The organism is Flavobacterium sp. Sr18 (assembly GCF_011064265.1).
In the GTDB taxonomy this organism is placed as follows: Bacteria; Bacteroidota; Bacteroidia; order Flavobacteriales; family Flavobacteriaceae; genus Flavobacterium; species Flavobacterium petrolei.
Map to the genome: position 1 here is coordinate 1630722 of NZ_CP049329.1, position 22004 is coordinate 1652725.

The 22004-nt window shown below is 33.5% G+C and carries 12 protein-coding genes; all 12 read right to left on the minus strand.

Going from position 1 to position 22004, the window contains the following annotated elements:
- Position 1 precedes the first annotated feature (1 nt).
- The 12 genes from G7A72_RS07270 to G7A72_RS07325 all read right to left on the minus strand — a co-directional run bounded on the left by G7A72_RS07270 (position 2) and on the right by G7A72_RS07325 (position 21396).
- The gene (locus G7A72_RS07270) at positions 2–427 is read right to left on the minus strand and encodes a CBS domain-containing protein (RefSeq protein ID WP_113665031.1); all 426 of its coding nucleotides are present in this window, start codon (positions 425–427) and stop codon (positions 2–4) included.
- A gap of 72 nt (positions 428–499) precedes the next feature.
- The gene (locus tag G7A72_RS07275) at positions 500–2365 is read right to left on the minus strand and encodes a trehalase family glycosidase (RefSeq protein ID WP_165151982.1); all 1866 of its coding nucleotides are present in this window, start codon (positions 2363–2365) and stop codon (positions 500–502) included.
- A complete protein-coding gene (locus tag G7A72_RS07280; protein WP_165151983.1) occupies positions 2362–3576 on the minus strand; it encodes a sugar MFS transporter in 1215 nt (404 codons plus the stop codon). Before G7A72_RS07280 ends, G7A72_RS07275 begins: the two co-directional genes overlap by 4 nt.
- Positions 3577–3671: 95 nt before the next feature.
- Positions 3672–5408 (minus strand): alpha-amylase family glycosyl hydrolase, encoded by a 1737-nt coding sequence (locus G7A72_RS07285; RefSeq protein WP_165151984.1) that lies wholly within the window; start codon positions 5406–5408, stop codon positions 3672–3674.
- Between the two features lie 6 nt (positions 5409–5414).
- The gene (locus tag G7A72_RS07290) at positions 5415–6341 is read right to left on the minus strand and encodes a carbohydrate kinase family protein (RefSeq protein WP_165151985.1); all 927 of its coding nucleotides are present in this window, start codon (positions 6339–6341) and stop codon (positions 5415–5417) included.
- Between the two features lie 16 nt (positions 6342–6357).
- Complete coding sequence (locus G7A72_RS07295) at positions 6358–7662, minus strand: MFS transporter (protein ID WP_113665027.1); 1305 nt, start codon at positions 7660–7662, stop codon at positions 6358–6360.
- Between the two features lie 134 nt (positions 7663–7796).
- Positions 7797–8552, minus strand: coding sequence for a GyrI-like domain-containing protein (locus G7A72_RS07300; protein ID WP_241258594.1), 756 nt, complete (start codon positions 8550–8552; stop codon positions 7797–7799).
- 161 nt (positions 8553–8713) lie between these two features.
- On the minus strand, positions 8714–10069 hold the full coding sequence (locus G7A72_RS07305) for a vanadium-dependent haloperoxidase (protein ID WP_165153693.1): 1356 nt from the start codon (positions 10067–10069) through the stop codon (positions 8714–8716).
- Positions 10070–10103: 34 nt separating this feature from the next.
- Complete coding sequence (locus G7A72_RS07310) at positions 10104–13364, minus strand: VCBS repeat-containing protein (RefSeq protein WP_165151987.1); 3261 nt, start codon at positions 13362–13364, stop codon at positions 10104–10106.
- Positions 13357–16674 (minus strand): VCBS repeat-containing protein, encoded by a 3318-nt coding sequence (locus G7A72_RS07315; RefSeq protein ID WP_165151988.1) that lies wholly within the window; start codon positions 16672–16674, stop codon positions 13357–13359. Before G7A72_RS07315 ends, G7A72_RS07310 begins: the two co-directional genes overlap by 8 nt.
- Before the next feature lie 157 nt (positions 16675–16831).
- Positions 16832–18415: a RagB/SusD family nutrient uptake outer membrane protein gene (locus G7A72_RS07320; RefSeq protein ID WP_165151989.1), complete on the minus strand. Its 1584-nt coding sequence runs from the start codon at positions 18413–18415 to the stop codon at positions 16832–16834.
- Between the two features lie 11 nt (positions 18416–18426).
- Entirely contained in the window at positions 18427–21396 is a 2970-nt protein-coding gene (locus G7A72_RS07325; RefSeq protein WP_241258595.1) for a SusC/RagA family TonB-linked outer membrane protein, read from the minus strand.
- Positions 21397–22004 lie beyond the last annotated feature (608 nt).

Sequence of the window (22004 nt, forward strand, 5' to 3'; positions counted from 1 at the left end):
TTTATTGTGTAATGTACGTGTTTAAATGTTGAATAGTATCTTTCTGTATTTCGATTATAGCCTTTACAACATCACTGATGGAGATAATCCCAATAACAATATTATTTTCTAAAACGGGAAGATGACGAACTCTTTTGGTACTCATTAATTCCATACAAAATTCTAAATTATCTGATGGACTTACCGTAACCACATCCGTCTCCATAATTTCATGAACAAAGGCTTTCTTTGAGGATTTTGCTTTCAAAACAATTTTTCGAGCATAATCTCTCTCGGATAAAACTCCTTTCAGAACGGTATCTTCAATGATAAGAATTGCTCCGATGTTTTTTTCGCTCATCACTGTCAATGCTTCGTATACAGTGTTAGTGGAAAGTATGGAATAAACTTCCTTTCCTTTAGTGCTTAAAATTTGATTAACTGTCATAATTGATTCATTTAGTGAATCATAAAGTTAAAAAAAATAAACATTCAAACAACAAAAAACATTTTTTAACCTCTAAAATATATCATCTGGAGAAATCAACTCTCCTAATTTCTGTTTCAATTCGTCGTTCAAAATTTGTAATCCATACTGATAAGACGCATTCACCCAGCCAAAACCTTCCTTCGCGATGTAATCAAATTCAGTTCCTACATTTCCATATTCGGCAAAAACTTTATGAGAACTAATTTCTAAATCAAATTTTTCCGGAATCGTTCCATTATAATCCACCGCATTTTTAGTAATTAACCACAACCATCGGTACACCATTTCTTGTGCTTTATCTAAATAATTGTAGTTGATTAATCCTTCCCAAAGCAACATTTGGTGCGGTGCCCAACCAAATGGATAATCCCATTGTCGTTGCGGCGCTTCTTTTGGAGCATTTGCGATACTCGCCTTTGTACTTCCGGTTATACCACCAGTTTTTACAAATTGCGGCAAGGCAACTTCTACTAATTTTTTGGCCTGATGTTCATCACACAGCCCAGCCCACAAAGGAAAAAATGTTGTTGCAGCTTCAAACGGAAACTGCTTATGGTTCACAAAATCATAATCGAAATACATACTTGCATCCTCGTTCCAACACAATTCATTCATTTTATCTTTACGAAAAAGTGCTTTTTGTTCCCATTCCTCCGAAGTATAAATGATATCGCCAACTTGAAAAGCGTTCCCGAAATAGGTTCTAATTAGATAGGCAACGTCTTTTTCATACTTATAAAGAAAACTGTTCACATCCACTGAATTCAAATTGGCACACGTATTAATCAATCTGTTAGTGGTGTCGTGCCCGCTTTCTCTCATGCTTCTGTCATGAACGAAATACTCATCCAGTTCCGCATCCACAAGAGTTCGCTGTAAATATTGTTTTTCGAATTCTCGAATAGGTAAATTATATTTTTTAGCATACGGTTCTAAAACATCATCAAAATGTCCAGGCTCCACTTCAAATGGCATTCCAATTCCGTCCGCTTTGTATCGGTTTAAACCAGTTGGTGTCAATCGGTTTCCTTGAACCATCCAAACCGTCTTGTATTCCAAAATAACCGTTTCCAAATGGCTTCTTAACCACTCTAAACTTGGCATTTCCTTTTTTGCAATTTCGATTAGCAAAGAGGAATATAAAGGTGGTTGCGTTCGTGTCAAATAATAACTTCTATTCGCATTCAGAATTTTTCCGTAGTGAATGATTTGGTATTTAAAATTTTCAGCAATCGCAATTGCTTTTCCAATTTGACCGTCAATTAATAAGCCTACACCAATAAAATAACTGTCCCAACCATACATTTCGTTAAATCTTCCGCCAGGAACTACAAAAGGAACACCTTGTAGACTGTAAATTTTTTGTTCCAAAGCCAAAGCCAGAATTCCCGGTTTGTCATTTAAAGTTTCCACATATTCCACCGAATAGTTTTCAGGCAGAATTTCAACTTTAAAATTTGGCAATTCTTGTTCTAATGCCTGAAAATAAGCAACTCCTTGTTTGTCTTTGGTAGCAACATAAAGCGTAGCCACATCACTGGAGGTTTTTTCATCTTCAACAATTCGTGTCAATCCTTTTTTATCTATGGTACGTGTAAGTTCCTCCCAATAATCATCTTTGATTTTTCTTGAAATTCGGTGTACAGGATTCTCTTGAATGCGACTCAAATCGACTTCTCCTAATACTGATTTTAAACCTTTTTGCTGGGCTAATTCCTGTAATAAATTAGACAAATGATAGGTCCCAACAATAGTTTCCTTTTTCTTGGTAACTTCGTCGACCAAAACAAATTTTTTAGGTCCATTATCGTCTTTCGTAATTTTTTTATCCTGATCGGTATCCTCTTGAAGCAATAGTTCCTGGAATACTTTGTCTATGTTGAGTACAAATTTCATTGTTTAGCGGTAAGTTTTTTTAAGATAAAGAAAGAAACAAGCAAAAATGACATTGGAATTAGGGTATAATAAAAGGCATTTTCCGGACCTTTGTTTTTAAATAAATAACCAATAACTCTAGAGCCCAAAGTTCCGCCAAGAGCAGAGAAAACGACGATTAAACCGGTCATTGAACTGTGCATTTTTTTTGGCAAAGCACTTAAAACCACAGAATTTAAAAGGGGATAAATTGGCGCAATAAAAAGTCCTACTAATGGAAATGCAAATCCTATCAATGGAATATCACCAAGCGAATTGATTTCTTTGACCTCCAAACCAACTGTTTTAGGAAGTACAAAAATCACAATAAGCATAGCTGCTACGATACAAAAACTAAGTACCCAAATCCAATTGACTCTTTTAGTTATTACACCTGCTAAAAGTCTTCCTACAGCTAATGAAATTGCCAAAATACTCGCCATCATTATACTAATATTCTCTGGAAGATGTAATACTTTACTATTAAAAGTTGGCAACCAAGACATGATTCCCTGCTCAATCATTACAAATAAGAACGCACTGATTACAAAAACTATGGTTAACAATTTTGCGAATAATTTGAACATTTGTTTAAAGTCATCTACTAAATCTACGCCAAGAATATCCGTTTGATTTTCGAATTTAGTAAAAAATAAAAAACCAAAAGAGACTAACGAAATCGCAGCCAACAGCCAATAAACATTGAGCCAAGCATCTGGATTCGCATCTGAATTAAAAGCAGGGAACAAGAAATACGCTAAAGCAATTCCTATCATAAATACGCCTTCAATGCTGCTCATCAAACTATTGTGTTCCTGCTGATTTTCTGTTATTGTTCCGATTAGCGAATACACTGATACTTTTATCAATGCAAAAGAAACACCAACGGTAGCAAAAAGCAATTTTGCCGTTCCAAAAGAATTGCCAAAATACATACTAATACAAGCTACAGAAACCAGAGCTAAACCAATAAGCATGGCTCTTTTATATCCTATTCTAGGCAAAAAAGAAGCGATCAAAAACGAAACTATGGCAATGGGTAAATCTTTGAAAGCCTCCAAAACACTAGCTTGCAATTCATCTACACCATAATTTTTTTGCGCCTTTAATATCACAATTCCCACGCTGTTCAGCAGAATCGCAAATACAAAGTAATTGAGATACATGGCAATTTTAACCGTACTTTTTTTCATTTTTTACTTATTTGAATAATTATTAGATTTTAGCGCTTTCAGGTAATTATCCGACTTACTATAACTTTTTACATGTTATTTTGGCTATAGAAGAATCAATAACTCTTAGTGGTTGTTATTTTATTCTCAGTAAGTTTAATTGTAAAACCTTTGTTATTAAGGTTTGCTATTAGGTGCGCAATGCTTGTACCATTAGTCCACTTGATATCTAATATATCATCTGTTAAATCATTTATTTCTACTTCACCAGAAAATGCATCAGAAGTATTTCTTAAGCGAATGATTTCAAGCTGTTTCTTGACAACTTCTCTTTTCAAACCTTCTTCAATATCATTCATTGACAATGCAGTGCGATTAATTTCTTTATGTCCGGCACTTCCGCCATTATCAGCCGCCTCATAATTATTTTTACCTGCAAAAATATCCAGATACCAAACCTGCGGTATTCCGGGCATAAACATTTGGATGACTCTCGCAAGCAGTAACTTTTGTTCATTTTCACCTAATGCACTAAAAAACGTGGCATTTATTTGATAATAAGAAATTTTGTTTCCGGATGGGTCATATAGATTTTTGACACGACCACCTCTTTCCATGATAGTATTCATGATACTTTCAATCTCAGCATCTTCTAACAATCCTTTATTATAAACGCCATTTACCTCCTTGCCTTTCAAGTCTAAAACTGGTATCCCATCATGGCAACCCAGCATATTGACCGTTTTATATCCTTTGGCTATAATTTCCTTAGCCCATCGAATTAAAGCGCTGCTAGTTTGACTTTCGATAGTGTGAATGGTTAAGCCTGGCAAGAAAAAATCATAGATATAATACCCTTCATTGGCGACCTCATCATGCAAATGCAAACCATATTCTGCATGAATTTCTGGCAAAAGCATCAAATTATTTTGTTGTGCTATTTTCTTAATACGCTCTAAATATTCCCAAGTTCCTGGTATATTAAAAAAATTAGATTCACCCACTTGTTTATGCAGATAGGCAAAAGCATCTAATCTAAGTATCGTACAACCATATCCACTTAATTTTTTCAGAGTCTCCTCGTAAAATTCCCATACTAATGGCGAAGCGGCATTGACGTCCATTTGTCCTAAATAAGATCTTTTTTGTTCTACAATTTGTAAAATTTCTGATTTAAACAGAGCACAATCATCAAAATTTAGCGTAGCAAAATCTTGATTGTTATTTATAGCTGCGTTCACAAGGGTAACAACAGATTGTCTTTGTGCCTCAGTCAACCCTGCAATAGACTGCAAATCAGCCACGCCAATTGGATTGTAGGTTATTTGCTGATAAAAGGTGTTCCAATAGGGTTGTTCTGTCCCATCCGGGAAACGTACTTTTAATATGGGTAAACCTGACTTTCTCATGAATAATTTATTGAGAAATTCTGGTTTTGGTATAATAATTCCATCTTCGTTTTTCGTCCCGTTTCCTTCCCAGAATTCATTCCAATTGATAAAAAAATCTTTGAATTTAGATTTATCCCCATGTTGCAGCATGTCTTTAAACTGAGGAGAAGCAACAGAGAGATGATTTAATACAATATCAAATTTCAGTTTTATTTGGAGTTCATTCAAGTCCTTTAAATCTTTTTCATCTACTAACTCCTTGTTTATATCATAATCAATAATAGAAAAACCTCTATCTAAATCACTGTTAAAAAAGGTGGGCAAAACGTATATTAGAGAAAACACATCTTTAAATTCTTCCATTTTAAGCATGGCTATTGAATCCCTAAATTTTTCTCCAATGCTATCTGGATAAACATTAAGCATTACACCATTGCTGATATTTTTATTGTCTTGTATCATTGTATTTTAAAGAAGTTTAGAAAGGATATTGATATTATCTGGAAGTCGACCTACATTTTGAAGTTTTAAAGCGGCTAACTTTAAAGCAATGTCCAAACATTCATGAATTGATTTTTCTTTTATGTAAGCAAATAAAAATCCAGACCAAAAAGCATCGCCCGCTCCCGTGGAATCCATCACTTTGTCAATTTTTATTGCTGGCATTTGTATTATTTCTTTACCCTTTAGAGATAGTTTCACGCCATTACTTCCTAAGGTTAAGCAAACCAAATCCACTCCTTGCTGGTGAAAAAATTCGAATATCTCTTCATGTGGAAGTTCTTCCTCAAAAAGACGCAACATATCATCCTCACTAATTTTTATTAGTGGATTGAACTGGCAATAGGTTTTGATAACTTTGAAAGCCTTTTTTTGGCTTTTCCACAGCTTTCTTGCATAGTTAAGATCAATACTTAGCTTACAACCTAAATCGTGCGCCTCTTGAGCCTTCTTCAGGATTGTTTTTTGCGCCGGATTCTTACTCAATGCGAAGCAAGTGGTATGGAATATCTTTGTATTAGATAGTATTTCCGCTGAGATTTGCTCTTCATAAATACAACAATCTGCCGAACGATACGGTATAAAATCAGGCGTACCCTCAGATCTTGAAACAAAAATTACGCTAGTCGACTTGTCGTCTAGAACGTTAAGATGTTCTGTATTTACTCCAACGCTTGTTAAGCGTTCCGTGATATAAGAACCAAAACCATCATTCCCAACTGTAGCAACCATAATCGTATTCAAACCTAACCGAGTGGAATTCATAGCAACATTAGTAGGCGAACCTCCTAAATACCTATGATAATCTCTAGTTTCATTTATCAGCACACCCTCTTGATGCCCGATAAAATCAACCAATACTTCACCCACACAAAGAATGTCTATAGTTTCCATCTTATTATTTATTGTATTATTCACTTACGTTAGTTTTTTTGATTTTGATTAATAAGGTACAGAGCGCAGCAAGCACTAATAATACTCCGGCAAAAGTAATTGCTTGACGAGGATCGTTATCTAAGAAGTTTTTTAAAATATAACCAAATGAGAGATTTTGAATAATCATCGGAATAACAATCATCATATTAATAATTCCCATGTAAACTCCATAACGCTCTTTTGGAACAACAGCAACAACCATCAAATACGGTATTCCCATCATGCTTGCCCAAGCAATTCCGTAACCAATGATCACCGCAAAAAATACATATTGATTTTGCACTATTGGAAACCATAAAAAAGAAAATGCTCCAAACAACAGACATACAAAATGAATCATTTTAGCACCATATTTCTTGGCTAATTTTGCCAAATAAAAAGCAATTGAAAATGTAACTATAAATCCAAAAGCACCAATTAATCCATTCCACTCTACCGCTTTTTCATAACCCATCACGTTCTTTGGAGTTACATTCCACACGGATAAGGCAATACTTTTTGAATTGTTTTGCCAATAGCACATCATGGCATACCACTGAAAAAGATACACTAGAAACAGTTGCCACATCACTGTAGGCATTTCTAAAACGGCCTGGTAAATATCAATAAAGGGCGAAAAAATCTTTAAGGGTTCTGCTTTTAAAATGGCAATTTCTTCTGCTGTTGGCGGGATTTCTTTCGTTTTGCTCATACTCCACCATATAGAAGAGATCGAAAGGATTGCACCTAAAAAGAAGGAAGCGTAAATCCATGTGGGTAACGACCCAGTATAACCAACAAAAACAATTGGAAACAGAAAAAGGGAAATATAAGCGAGAAACTGCCCGAAACCAGTAAAGAAACTCTGCGCCTGAAAACCTGTTGGCTGCTGCTCTTCGTCCAATGTATCCGCAATAAAAGCGCGATACGGCTCCATTGCAGTATTATTTCCAATATCTAAAATCCAAAGCAAACCAGCGGCCATCCACAAGGAACTGCTAAATGGAAATAAAAATAAAGCGATACTACAAATTATAGCTCCAATAAAAAAGTAGGGTTTACGCCTTCCCCATCGTGGATGCCAAGTTTTATCACTCATCGCACCAATAATAGGTTGAATCAATAAGCCGGTTAAAGGTCCCGCAAGATTCAGTATCGGAATTTGATCTGGACTTGCATGTAAAAAATCATAAATAGGATTTACGGCACTTTGTTGTAAACCAAAGCTGTACTGTATTCCAAAAAAACCAACATTCATATTGATTATCTGCCAAAAGCTCAATTTTACTTTTAAATTCATTCTACGTGGTTAATTTGTTAATTTTTTCTAAATTTAATTTTAATATTGCCAATTAAAAACAGAATAAAAACAAAAACGTTTTCGGAAGTCCCGAAAACGTTTTCGATAATTTAAAATCACCTAAAAAAATTAATTTATTTAGAAGTAAAAGGAATAATTATTTTAGTTTCCCATTCTAATTCATTTCCTCCATTAAAAGGATTTGCCAGAAAATGTTCCAATGGTTTATTTTCCAATTTAAGATTGTGCTTTTTTGCATAATCCATCAAGGCAAACCAAGCCCTATCTGAAGTCCTGAAATTGCCGTAATAAGTAGCTTTCAATCCTTTGATAGCAGGTAGAGTTTTAAATTTTACAGCATTATTTATAACATTCTTTGCTGGCTTTTCAACTGGAAAACAATAATTAAAATCAATTGTTTCTTTATCAAGATCCCAATTCATAATTTCTAAGTAAGGACGACCTATTATTTTTATCTTATTTTCAAACAAAAAACCAGTAATAATAGCATCGTTTGCAATCATAGTTTGGCCCTTTTCCTGTAAAACACTTTTCAGATTAATATAGGCAACGAATGTTTCTTCTGAAACACCTTCACCTTCAATTCTTACTTTAAAATTTTTTAAATGCTCACCCAATCCTTTCTTAAAATCAGTTATTTTTTTTATTTGAGACTCTTTGAAAAGGGTACTAAAAAACGGAACCGTTAACTTGTTGTATATACTATGATTTAAATCTTTTATACCAACATTCACTTTTGTAACTGAATCATTTATATATGTAATATCCCAGATGTATTCCATTTGAGCATCACCTTTTTTCATTTTTTGTCTAATGAAATCAAAATTTCTCTTTTCTAAAACAGTATAATTTTCTTTTTCTTTTTCCAACTGAATGACAGACCACTCTTGAATTCCTTGAAAAACGGTCCCGGTAGCCGCACTTACTTTGAACGAAATACAATAATCAGTCTTCTTTACGAGCAAATACCAAATTAAAAATAAGGATAAAAAAGCACTACAAGTTATTATGATTTTCTTTCTGACTGTCATTATTCTTTAATCATCTTTAATTTATTAACAATATAATCTCCAATAGTATTACCCTGCACAACACCATTCTCAATAGCTGCTCTGTAGTGAATTCCTCCGTAAAGCCTGCTAATTGATGCTTCCGCGGCAGCTTGTTTAAATGATTTAAAAGTTCTTTTAGGCAACCCAAAAGGAACTTCTGAATCATCGATATAACTAAAATTATCTCCAAAAATAGAGGTTAGAATAATTGCCGAACACGAAGACACCACTGAATGTCCGCTTACATATTCCGGAAAAGGAGGTGTTTGTAATTGTGGTCTCCAGTTCTCATCTATGTTTTGATTAATATACGTTTCAGGACGTACAACATTACTTCTATACTTTTCGTCCCAGCAACTAATGAAGCAGTCAAAAATTCCAATTGATGTTATAGTGTAAGCAAAAACAGTAGTTTCAAAATCTGATTTTGATTTTTTTAAAGCAATTTTAGTAATATTAATCCAATGCGCATCAGGTGTATTTTTTTTCTTTGCAAACATCATATGACCCTGTATCACTGTCGCATATGGATTACAATCCCAAAATGAGGCAATTGCTGATTCTTCTGGAATTGGTTTACTTTGATTTTTCTCTACTTCAATTAATTTTTCAGAAATCAAATTTCCGACATCGTAGGTTTCTTTTGCCTCTTTATAAAAAGCAGAATTTTTATCAGTAGAAAAAGGATAAGGTGCTTTGGGTTTAAATTGAGATGCCGAATCCATTACTAAAGTCCTTATTTCTCCCCAATGCGGTTCCACACCATCCATATAAGATGGCGGAGTTGGCTGCCATCTTCCTGGTTGATCTGAATAAACTGAAAATTTAGAAGAAGTTCGAGTTTGTTTATAATTGTCTTTTCCCATCCACTTTTTGATTCTGTCTACCACTTTTAAAGCGTATTCTTTAGACACATCAAATTCTTTTTGATTTTCAGCACCCCACTTTTCATATAAACTATCTCTGTATTTTTCCAAAGCTTCCTCCGAAAAAATCAATTGTTTACTCACTTCAATATGGGCAATAAGTGCTGCTAAATTTTTATTCACTCCACTTTTCGGATCTAGTTTAGGAATAGAATCTAATCCTTTTAACTGCCCTTGTAAACTTTCATATTTAGTGTTGTTTTGAGCCATAATCTCATAAGCGGCAACATTAGGATAAACATAAATTCTACTGGCAACCGGAGGCGAAAATATATCATGAACCATAATTCCTGTTACAGTATCAACTGCAGCACAGAAGTCATCCGTCGTCACTTTAATTGGAGTCTCTTTTTTACATGAAGTTAAAAAAAGCATCACAAGTCCTAAAAGAAAAATTTTAGAATTCATGTTATTGGATTTACTTATTTTGTTTGTCATTAAATTATTTTTTAACTGAAGGCATTTCATACAATTCCGCCTTCTTATTATTGATAGTAATCAACATATATTTCTTTCCATTGAAATTGACAATATCCAGGTGTCTAACTGCTTTTTGGGTCAAATCAATTCCTATTTGATTACCTAAAAATATGGTTTTATCATTCTTGATTAAAGCTCCTGAAAATCCGTCAAACCTACTGTGATAAGGAGAAACCCCAAAGTAATTTCCTGCTGCAAAAACTTCTTCTTTCGCATCTGAATCGAAATTAGATTTCAGAAAACTAGTAATAGGAGCGACTTGCATTTTATTCGAAAAAGGAACAAAAGTAAACTTCCCTTTATCATTTCTCAAATAGCCCGATTTCAAATTATGAACTTCGAACAACTTTCCTTTCTCCAGCATTTTTAGATCAAAAACTTCTTCAAGTGTTTTTCCTGCAAAGGATTTGTAACTATTGAATTTCTTTTTTAGCATCCCGCTGAATTGTTCCGCAAGTTCATCAAGACCTAATGTAGTGTAATATTGTCCTTTCTTTTCTATTGCCACAATTGTTTCAAAAGATCCGTTAGTATCAAAATCATCAAAATACATTTTCATTGGAAAATCCTGTGAAGCTTTAAATTTAGAATTCATTCCCCAGTTTCCTACCAAATAATCTTGGTCACCATCATGATCTATATCAAAAGAAAGTACTGATTGCCACAATCCATTGCTTTTTTCTGGAAAAATGGTTGCTGTTACATCCGTAAATTTACCGTTTTTATTTGCAAAAAAAGTAGGTTTCATCCACTCACCCACTACAATTAAATCTATTTTTCCATCTTTATTAAAATCACTGAAAATGGCATCCGTCACCATTCCTATTTTCTCAAAAGTTTTATTTTGAACAATAGTGAAAACTCCTTTATTGTTGTTCAATAAATAACAATCCGGCATGCTTCCAAATCTATTATTGATTGAATTATTGCCTACAAAAACATCCAGGTCTCCGTCGTTGTCATAATCAAAAGCTTTTACAACCGATGCATTTTGAGTCAATTTAGGCAAAGTCGCATTTAGGAATTGATTGTTGGTATTTGTATACAGACGGTCTTGCAAATTAGATGCATTTTCACCTCCACCGGAAGCAACGTAAATGTCGTTCTTTTTATCGTTATTAAAATCGCCTATGACAGCGGAAGCGTCTTCAAAAACAGAATCCTTTTCAATTTCAGCTAGCCCTTTTTTAGAAAATCCGGCAGCATTTTGAAAATAAATTGCAGCTTTTTTACCTTTAGAGCCACCAAAGAAAATATCCTCTTTACCATCACCATTCAAGTCACCAATTGCAGTAGCTGCACCACGATCAGAGCGTTGGTATGGAATTAATTTTTGGCTTAAAATATCAATAAAATCATTTTCCTGATGCACAAAGTCAATTCCTAAACCCGTTTCAAGCTTTTTGAAAATTGGCAAAACACTTGGATGCAATTTTTTATAATCAAAAGCTTTTCTGTTCTGATTGGCTTTTATGGTAAGCGTTTGGCACGTTTTAACATTCTTTATTGTTTGATACGTTTTATCTGGCCAAATCACCACTAACGAATCTATCTTAGTTATTTTTCCATAACCAAAATGAATCATTGGTTCTGATGAAGACTGAAATCCTCTTGTAGTTTGCAGTTCCTTGAATTGTTTTTTCCCTTTTGAATAAGAAATTACTTTGGCTCCAATCCCAAAAGTGTTTTTTCCGGTAAACCTAAGTTTTAATTTTAAATAGTTTGATTTTGTATCTGTTTTATTAATGTGAACTGAAGCCGTAGCATTTGTATTATTGGTAATTACGTCTAAATCTCCATCATTATCAATATCTGCATAGCCACTACCATTTGAAATTATAGAATCATTTTCTATCCAATCACTTGAACGGTTTTTAAATTGCAAATCAGCTGCACCTTGAAAAACATAATTCGTCACATTTCCCTTTGGCATTCGCTTCAACGCTTCTTTATCCAATAACTTCGTCGTACTGATTTTACTTTTTATTTGATCATTTGAATAGTACTTAACATAATCTAAATCGTTAGGACGTTTTGGAATTCCGTTACTTACAAAAATATCCTGCTCTCCATCTTGATCATAATCACCAAATAAAGTGCTCCAACTCCAATCCGTCGCTGCTACACCGCTCAACAAAGCTGTTTCAGTGAAACCGCCTCCCGCTTGATTAAGCTGTAACATATTTCTGGAGTACTGATAATGATAGCCTAGTTTTTCGGTTCTCATTTTTAGCATTTGCACGTTATCATCACCTAAAGAGGATTTCAAAACTTTTTCATCTTCAGGCAACATATCTAAACTCAAAATATCAGGAAAACCGTCATGATTAACATCCGCAACATCAACCCCCATTGAAAAACGACTGGTGTGACCAAAATACTGTTTCAAACTTTCCGTAAAAGTTCCGTCCCCATTATTTAAATAGTAATAATCATCTTCGTGAAAATCATTTCCCACATAAATATCAGGATAACCATCTAGATTAAAATCAGAAACTGCTAATCCTAAACCGTAGCCATTGGCACCACCAAAGATTCCTGCCTGCTCACTTACATCTACAAATTTTCCGTTATCATTTCGAAATAATTTATCCCCACATTCGTAGCTTCTTTTATTTCTAATGTCCGCATTTCCAAAAGATGACTCAGAGTGTACGGCGTGATTCAATAAATACATATCTAAATCCCCATCTAAATCATAATCAAAAAACGCTACCGAGGAGCTATAATTATCTAAGTCTAAACCGTATTCAGCTGCGCTTTCGGTAAACGTGTTATCCTTGTTATTGATAAACAATTCATTTTGACCTTCAAATCCATTAATCCCAACTACCGCACAAACATAAATATCAAGATATCCATCTCCATTTACGTCAGCCATAACGGTACCGGCGTTCCAATCACTTTGTCCTTCTACTCCGGCTTTTGCTGAAATGTCTTCAAATTTATTTTTCCCTTTATTCAAGTACAATTTATTTTTTCCTTGATTAGAAGTAAAATAAATATCCACCAAACCATCATTATTGATGTCACCAAGAGCTACACCTCCGCCATTATAATAATAGAGATAATCTAAAATAGAGATGTTTTTGGAGTCAACCAATTCGTTATTGAAAGTAATATTGCTTTCATCAGAAGACAATTTTTCAAACAATTGTCCTTCTTTTTTGGAACAACCTATAAACAGCAATAAAGACAGTCCTATTCTGAAAAAATTATTCATAGCGTGTAAATATTTTAGGAGTATTATCATTAACTACAGCTATAATTGAAACCGTTTTATTTTTGTCTTTTACTATTTTCAGTTGTTTCACTTCCCCTTTTATGAAGAAACCTGATTTATTATAGGGCAACCATGAAAAAGTTCCGTTTTTGCTTCCTAAAAGTAAGCTGCCATAATTTGCATCCAATCTGGAGAATTGTGGCTTGAATTCATATTGATTTCCACCCAAGATTAAATCCAAAATTCCATCATTATTCACGTCCATTGTAGTAATGGTGTTTACACTAGAAAACTGAACTTCTTTTGGAAGTGCTTTTATCTCAAACTTACCATTTCCTTTGTTGATTGCAATAACACTTTCTTGAATGTTCACTATCCTTTGAATCGAATTATCAACTACTTCCTTCGCAAATAATTCCTGAAATGTTTTCTTGGAATAATCTGCATAGCTCAAGTTTTTTTTCTTAATCGAAGGAATTTGTTTGGCCAATTCTTGTTTTAGGTTTATTGGTAAATCTTTGCCTTCAATAGAACGGGTTGCAATTTGTTCAATAGTTCCATTATTATCAAAATCATTGGTAAACAATTTCATTGGATTTGTACTTGTTGCTTTGTAGGTTGTATTAGTTCCTTTATTCCCCAGAATCAAATCTTTTTTACCGTCATTATTCAAATCTACACAAGTTACAGCATTCCAAAAACCTAGATAACCAGAAAGATTCGATTTAAATTCTACTAATCGGCGTCCATTATTTTTAAAAATCATAGGTGCCGTCCAATCTCCCACTAATATTAAATCTTTTTTTGAATCGTTATCAATATCTTCCCAAACCGCATCTGTTATCATTCCAACTGCATTAATTTTAAATGCTTTTTTATCAGTAACATTGGTAAAATTTCCTTTTCCATCATTTTCCAATAACAAATGTTTAGGATCAATTCCATAAACACCCGGAACGCTTCGGCTTCCTATAAACACATCAATATCACCATCATTATCGAAATCATTTGGTGCTATTACCGAGACGTTGTTATTGGTTTTTGGCATATTGGTTTTGCTTTTCACAAAAACTCCTTTTCCGTTATTCAAATACAGACGGTTTTTATAATTAGCCTGATCCGCTTTTTCGTTTCCACCAGAACCTACTAGTAAATCGATATCTCCATCATTATCAGCATCAAAAAAACTGGCAGCAGTATCTTCAAAAGTTGCATCTGCCTCTAAGTCTTTTTGGTCTGTAACTGAATAATTACCATTCCCTTTATTTAAATATATTTTACCAGATTGTCCTTTGGCTCCGCCAATAAAAACATCCTCATTCCCATCACCATTTAAATCAGCAACTGCGAGTGAAGGTCCTTCTTGCGAAAGCATTTTGGAGATTAATCCTTCATGATCAAAATCGACATAATTATTTTCTTTGTGTGCTGAGAAAATTGTTTTCTTTTCAGCAAACAATGGTTTTGGCTTGCCATTTTTAGGAACATAATCTACTTTAGCATTGGTAATATCCAAATTTAAAGTGCTATTATTGGTGATTTTTTTAATTGTTTGAGTTTTACCATTTGGCCAAACTACTTGCAATGAATCCATTTTTTTGGTTCCAATACCAAAAGTCATTACATAATCGATAGAAGATTGAAAGCCTCTTGAAGGAATTAATTCTTGTCTAAGAATTTCTTTACCAGAGAATAATTCCACAACACTTCCAACAGCAAACTTGTTTTGATTGTCTCCTTTTAGTTTTACCTTAACGTAATGATTTTTCTTGTTTTTCTCTGAATTATTTCGATATACAAAAGATTCCATGTTGACATTATTAACAATCAAATCTAAATCCCCGTCATTATCTAAATCCCCATACGCGGCACCGTTAGAAAAACTTGGAGTGTCTAATCCCCATTTAACAGCTTCATTGCTAAAAGTCAGGTTTTTATTATTCTTGAAAGCGTAATTTGGTATCGGCGTGCTTGGCATTTTACTGATAATGGTTTGAATTTCTTCTTTTTTACCTGTAACCACCATTTTCTGCATAAACTCATTTGCAAAAAAATCAACAAAATCCTGATTAGTTAAATCGTTATAAATACCGTTACAAACGTAGATATCTTTGTAACCATCATTGTCCATATCAAATAATAAAGCGCCCCAACTCCAGTCAGTTTTAGCAACTCCGGCATAATTAGCTATTTCAAGGAATTGATTATCACCATTGTTTATTTGCAATGTATTTTGCATGTATTGATAGTAGAAATCCAGATTTACTTTTCTAGTAAATAAATCATAGTTTTCAAAATTTGTAGTCGTTTTTAAGCGTTCGTCCGGTTCAGGTAACATATCTGTTACAAAAATATCGGCTTTCCCGTCATTGTTTACATCGGCCATATCAGCTCCCATTGAAGATTGACTAATGTGTGATGTCCATCCCTGAATTTGTTCGGTAAAGGTTCCGTTTTTATTATTTATATATAAATAATCTCTTTCATAAAAATCATTTGAAACATAAATATCCGGATACAAATCTCCATTTACATCTCCTACTGTAACTCCAAGACCAAAGCCTATCAGACTACCATATATTCCTGATTTCTCACTTACATCAACAAATTTTCCGTTGTCATTGCGCAATAGTTTATCACCTCCACCTTTCAGAATTTCCGCTACATCCCAATCTTTATCTCTTAAGTCTCTTTTGTTGGAATAATTAAGACTGCTTACCGGGATAAAACTGTTATTTAGAATATAAACATCTAAATCACCATCTTTATCATAATCAAAAAAAGCAGCATGTGTAGTTATACCTGTGTCAGCTAGATTGTATTCATCTGCTTTTTCGGTAAAAGTATTATTGCCATTATTTATAAAAAGTTCATTTTTTTGTTGATTACCCAAACTATTTCCTGCATTACATACATAAATATCAAGTAAACCATCCGCATTTAAATCAACCATTACAACACCGGTTGACCAGGTTTTGGTTCCTTCAACACCAGCTTTTTTAGAAATATCCTCGAATTTAAAATTTCCTTTATTTAAGTAGAGTTTATTGGTTCCAAGATTTGAAGTAAAATAAACATCCGAAAGACCATCATTATTAATGTCTCCAATAGCTACACCCCCACCATTATAAAAATTTCGGTACTTGAATATATTCATATCCGCATCATTTTTCACTTCATTGATAAAATCAATTCCAGTTTGGGAAGCATCTAATTTGGAAAACAAAGCGTCTTTATTCTCTGAATTTTCTTTGGAACAGTTGGAAAAAAGTAGAATAATTAGGGGTAATAAGACAAAACGATTTGACATATTATATTGCGGCATTTTAGTTAGGTAATTGCTTGTTTAGAATTGCCTAATATATATAATATTGATATAAAAAAAGAATAAAATAAATATAAAATAAAGAGGGTACTAAATACCCTCTTTATAACTAACTCAAAAAACAATTAATAGAAACAAATTTTTAGTAACCTGGGTTTTGTTTTAAATTTGAATTAAACAAAGCATCCGCTGGAATAGGAAACAAAATATATCTAGCATCTGAAACATACGGTTTCAACTCTCTTTGTTCCAAAAATTTACCAAAACGAATCATGTCATTTCTTCTCCATCCTTCATACCATAATTCTTTACCTCTTTCTGTGTAAATAGCATCTAAAGTAGTTGGAACTGTACCTGCTACATTAGTTCTAGATACTAATTGAGCAAATTTTGTTAAGTCATTAACTCCAGTACCACCTCTTAGAATTGCTTCTGCTTTCATCAATAAAGCATCTGAATAACGCATCAATGCATAATCATTTTCAGGAGTACCAACATTAGCTTCATCCGGAATGTATTTTTGACTTCTAATCCCTGCTGTTTCAAGTGTAGCACCTCCAGTAATCAATGTTAAGGCTGCAGTAAACACTAAAGGATTACCTTTTCTATCTTTTAGATTTACAGTACCAGCAGGTATGTTAGTATATAATGCTCCACTCGCATCTTTATCTCTACCAAATTCATCACGGTTTTTACCATTTTTCATTTGACCTACTTGAAATCCAACATTATTACCAAAAGCGTCGATAATATATTGATCTGAATTTTTGATACGTCTATCATTAGGATTAAACTTGTTGTAGTATTCAGCTACAGTTGCAAAACCATTCCAACCATCTGGTGTTTGTTGGTAATGCATACCCATTCTCCATCGTGACTGAATACCTCCACCTTGACCACCTCTAATGTTTTTAGAAGAGAAAATAATTTCCGGAGAAGTATTATTTGTTGGTTTGAAATTATCCCAATAATCAGTAGCTAAAGAGCTATTAATTGCATCTACATGAGTTACAACTTTAGTCATATCAGCAGCCTCAAAAGTATAAGGTCCTGCAGCATCAGCAGCATTAAAAACCCCTTTGTTCAAGTATAATTTAGCCAATAAAAAGTGCGCTGCATCAACATTAACAATGCTAGCGTCACCTGCCACACGAGATGGTAAGCTTCCAATAATTGCTTCAAGTTCACTAATAACAAAAGCCGTAGCTTCTTGTCTTGTCCAAACTTTAGGATCTGCTTCTAGAGAACTACCTGCTTCTCTATATGGCGCCTGTCCATATAAATCAATTACATTGTAGTAATAAAATGCTCTTAAAAAACGAGCTTGAGATATTTGTGTAGCAGTACCATTTTCTATAACTAAGTTACAGTTGTATACTTGTGACAACAAAGAGTTCCAAGCATTTCTTATTTCTATATTATCCGGCGCCCAAGTATGAGTATGCAATTGTCTCCATTTAGCATTATCGTCCCAGTCACCACCTCTTGTAGGTCCCACTAATGCATCCGTAGACATTTCATCTAAGGCAAACATTTTGTCTTGATCTTGAAAACCTCTTAAGCCTTCATAAGCACTAACCAATAATGAAGCAGAATTCACTGTTCCGCCCCCAGCATTATCAAGGACTACACCATCTAATACTTCCTCATCTAGATTAGTACAACTTACTCCTAGAATAATGGTACTAGTAAATAAGATGCTTTTTATAATATTTATTCTTTTCATTGTTTTTTTAATTAAAATGTTACGTTAAGTCCAAGTGATACACTTTTGTCTCTAGGATACGATAAATATTCCATCCCTGCTGAAGGCACTCCATTTAGTGATTTATCAGTATCTACTTCTGGGTCAGTTCCTGAATAACTAGTAATAATAAATAAATTAGAAGCATTTACAAAGAATCGAGCCGATTTAATTCTAAACTTTTCTAAAGAGTTTACTGTATATCCAAATGTTAAGTTACCCATCCTTAAGAAATCTCCTTTCTCTAAGTATTTAGTAGATGGAGAGTTAGGATCTCCTTGTGCTTGAGGAGAAGTCGCTGCTTCTAGAGTTGTGTTTCTTCCTCCTAGGAAAGCACCTTTAAAGAAATAGGCATTTGTAGTATTGTTATAAATATAGTGACCAAAAGCTCCATAAAAAGAGGCACTTGCATCAAAACCTTTGTACGCTAATGAAGTAGTAAATCCAACATTGATTTTCGGTAAAGGCTGTTTGTCTAACAATTGTTTAGCTGCTGTACCTAAGCCAGTATCATTTCCTGCTGCATCCGCATAAATAGAATTTCCTGATGCGTCATATCCTCTCCATTCATATAAAAAATAAGTATATGCAGGTTGGTTGTTTGTAATTACTTGTGCATAAGCATCAGATAGTCCTTGACCATTTAAGCCTCCTGTAGCAATAAAACCGGCAAAGTTCTTCACTTCATTTGTTAAGAAAGAAGCATTTCCTGAAATATCCCAAGTTAAGTCTTCAGTATTTATAACTTTATAATTTAAAGATACTTCGACACCTTTATTTATTAAATTTCCTGGCAAGTTTTTGAACCTTGGTGATGGTGGACCTGGTTGAGTTGCCGCTGCCGGTACTGGGAAAATTAAATCCTTAGTATCTCTTTGAAAATAATCTACTGAACCTGATAATCTGTTGTTTATCAATTCAAAATCCGCTCCAACTCCATAAGAAGTTGTCGTTTCCCATTTCAAGTCAGCATTTGAGTTTGTATCAACATTTAAATTACCATTGTTACCATAAGAAGCTCTAGCAATTGCTGAGTTTGGTGCAAATTCCTGGTTTCCAGTGATACCGTAATTCCCTCTAATTTTGAAGCTATTGAACAAACCTTCTTTATCTTCTATCACTTTATAAGCAATACCCGCTGAAGGAAAATAATCGTATTTGTTATTTATACCTAATTTAGTAGAACCATCAGATCTTAATGTAGCAGTAAGAATCAATTTTTTGTACAAAGTAGCATTTATTCTACCAAAATAAGATTGTAATTCCACTCTGTTTCTATAAGAAGATACTCGGTACTCATTTTGAAGACCTCCTTCAATGTTGTCAATTAAATTCGTTTGATTAACATCATAACCTTTACCACTTGCAAAATTTCCATCAGCAGTATAATCATAATACGAATAACCAACTAATGCATCTAAATTAAAGTTATCACCAAAATCATTGTTATAATTCAAAGTGTGTTCGAAAGTTTTATTAAATTTATTTTGATTGTTGATTGAAGCTGTTCCAAATTTAACTTCGCTTGAACCAGGAACTGTTGCTTGGAATGCTGCACCAGAAATTTCCATCGTTGGCAACAATTGACTTTTTCTACTTGAGGTAGAACTTTCAACACCAAATAAGAATTGGTATTTCAGCTTACTGTTGATTTTCCAGGTAGTATTTATGCTTCCCAATAATTTATTAGTATTCGTGAAATCTGTGTAAGAATCTAATAACTGAACAGGATTCAAATAATCATCACCTACAACATTATACGAACCATTTGCATTTCTTATTGGCAAAGTTGGATTCCAATACAAAGCAGTACCAATTACATTACCAATGAAACCTGCATTATTTGACAAAAGAGTAGCTTGATCTTTCAAAGAAGCATAAATGATTCTTGACTCAACTTTTACAGCTCCACCAAAAAAGTCATTAGAGTTATAAAATGACGCATTGTATTTGTCTAAACCTGTGTTTTTAACAATACCATCTGTATTAGAAGCTCCAAAAGATATTCTTGTATTCGAGTTTTCTGTAGTCTTGCTAAAAGATAAATCATGGTTCATAGAGAATCCATTTCTTAAAACTGCATCTTTCCAATTGTAAGATCTAGACCCTTTATCATCGCCACCAGCTGCAGCAAATTGATCACCAGACATTACATCTAGTTTCCCTGATAATTTACTAAATTGAAATGAAGTACTGTACGTTAACTGTGGTTCTTTAGATTTACCTTTTTTTGTTGTTATTACAATAACTCCGTTAGCTCCACGAGAACCGTAAATAGCTGTAGAAGAAGCATCTTTCAACACAGACATACTTTCGATATCATTTTGGTTGATAAAGTTCAATGGATTTCTTGCAGATGATGTCCCTAATAAATCAGCTCCACCTCCTGAAACATTTCCTCCATCCAATGGCACACCATCGACAACGATTAACGGTCCATTTCCTGAACGAATAGACGAGTTCCCACGCACTCTAATTGCAACTCCGGCACCTGGCTCTCCACTTGATTGCGTAACTTGTACTCCGGCAACCTTACCTCTTAATAATTGAGCAGGTGAAGGAGAAGATACATTGTCAAAATCTTTTGCACTAATTTGATCAACTGCACCAGTTGCATCTTTCTTTCGAACTGAACCGTAGCCTATAACTACAACTTCTTTTAATTCCGCTGAATCTTCTTTTAACACTACATTAACTGCGCTTTTCCCTGCTACATTTACCTCTTGAGATTTAAGACCAATGTAACTAAAAATTAAAACTGCATTTGAGCCAACGTTTTTGATAGTAAACTTTCCATCGAAATCAGTTTGTGCTCCATTTGTTGTTCCTTTAACTAAGACAGAAGCCCCTGGAAGCGGACCGCTACCATCAGATACTGTACCGGACACATCTTGCGAATAAGTCAAACTTGTACAAAGTACCGTTAGAAACACCATCAAGCCTTTAATTAGACTATTTTTCATACGTAATAAATAAGTTGGTTAATAATTTGTTTAAATGGTTTGTTTAAATATTAACATCAAACATAATTATAAATTTATGATAAATTTAAGACATTAACAAACTATAACGTTTTCGTTGTATCGAAAACGTTTTCGATTTTAAAATTAATACTTTAAAAAATTAATAGTAAAATTATATTAAACATAAAAAAAAGACAATAAAAAAGATATAATTGTACTTTAAAGGCTTTTATGCAAAAAACATATTACATTTTTGTCAACAAAAAAGCTTTTTACAAAATAAGATTACGAATTATTCATCATAATGGAGTTTTTTTCGATTAATCAATAATCTAGATTGAGTTCCATTAAAAAACGAATATTATTGATCTAAAAATATCATATTCATTTATTTAGACGTGTTTTGACTGTTACAAATATCACATTTACAAAACGTATTGTTATTAAAATTTAACACTTTTAAAATTAAAAATTTGGAAGAAATGTCCTAAAATTAATTTATTGCTATTGCATATTAGATTTATTTAAATTTTGAAAGAGGTATTTACCTTTATCCTTTCAACAGTTGTTTAGTGTGTATTTAAAAAACTAACATTTAAAATAAATAA

Bases quoted from the DNA above. Each gene is read 5' to 3' on its own strand.
- G7A72_RS07270 (WP_113665031.1), bottom strand. From the start codon at position 427: ATGACAGTTAATCAAATTTTAAGCACTAAAGGAAAGGAAGTTTATTCC.
- G7A72_RS07275 (WP_165151982.1), bottom strand. From the start codon at position 2,365: ATGAAATTTGTACTCAACATAGACAAAGTATTCCAGGAACTATTGCTT.
- G7A72_RS07280 (WP_165151983.1), bottom strand. From the start codon at position 3,576: ATGAAAAAAAGTACGGTTAAAATTGCCATGTATCTCAATTACTTTGTA.
- G7A72_RS07285 (WP_165151984.1), bottom strand. From the start codon at position 5,408: ATGATACAAGACAATAAAAATATCAGCAATGGTGTAATGCTTAATGTT.
- G7A72_RS07290 (WP_165151985.1), bottom strand. From the start codon at position 6,341: ATGGAAACTATAGACATTCTTTGTGTGGGTGAAGTATTGGTTGATTTT.
- G7A72_RS07295 (WP_113665027.1), bottom strand. From the start codon at position 7,662: ATGAATTTAAAAGTAAAATTGAGCTTTTGGCAGATAATCAATATGAAT.
- G7A72_RS07305 (WP_165153693.1), bottom strand. From the start codon at position 10,069: ATGAATTCTAAAATTTTTCTTTTAGGACTTGTGATGCTTTTTTTAACT.
- G7A72_RS07310 (WP_165151987.1), bottom strand. From the start codon at position 13,364: ATGAATAATTTTTTCAGAATAGGACTGTCTTTATTGCTGTTTATAGGT.
- G7A72_RS07315 (WP_165151988.1), bottom strand. From the start codon at position 16,674: ATGTCAAATCGTTTTGTCTTATTACCCCTAATTATTCTACTTTTTTCC.
- G7A72_RS07320 (WP_165151989.1), bottom strand. From the start codon at position 18,415: ATGAAAAGAATAAATATTATAAAAAGCATCTTATTTACTAGTACCATT.
- G7A72_RS07325 (WP_241258595.1), bottom strand. From the start codon at position 21,396: ATGAAAAATAGTCTAATTAAAGGCTTGATGGTGTTTCTAACGGTACTT.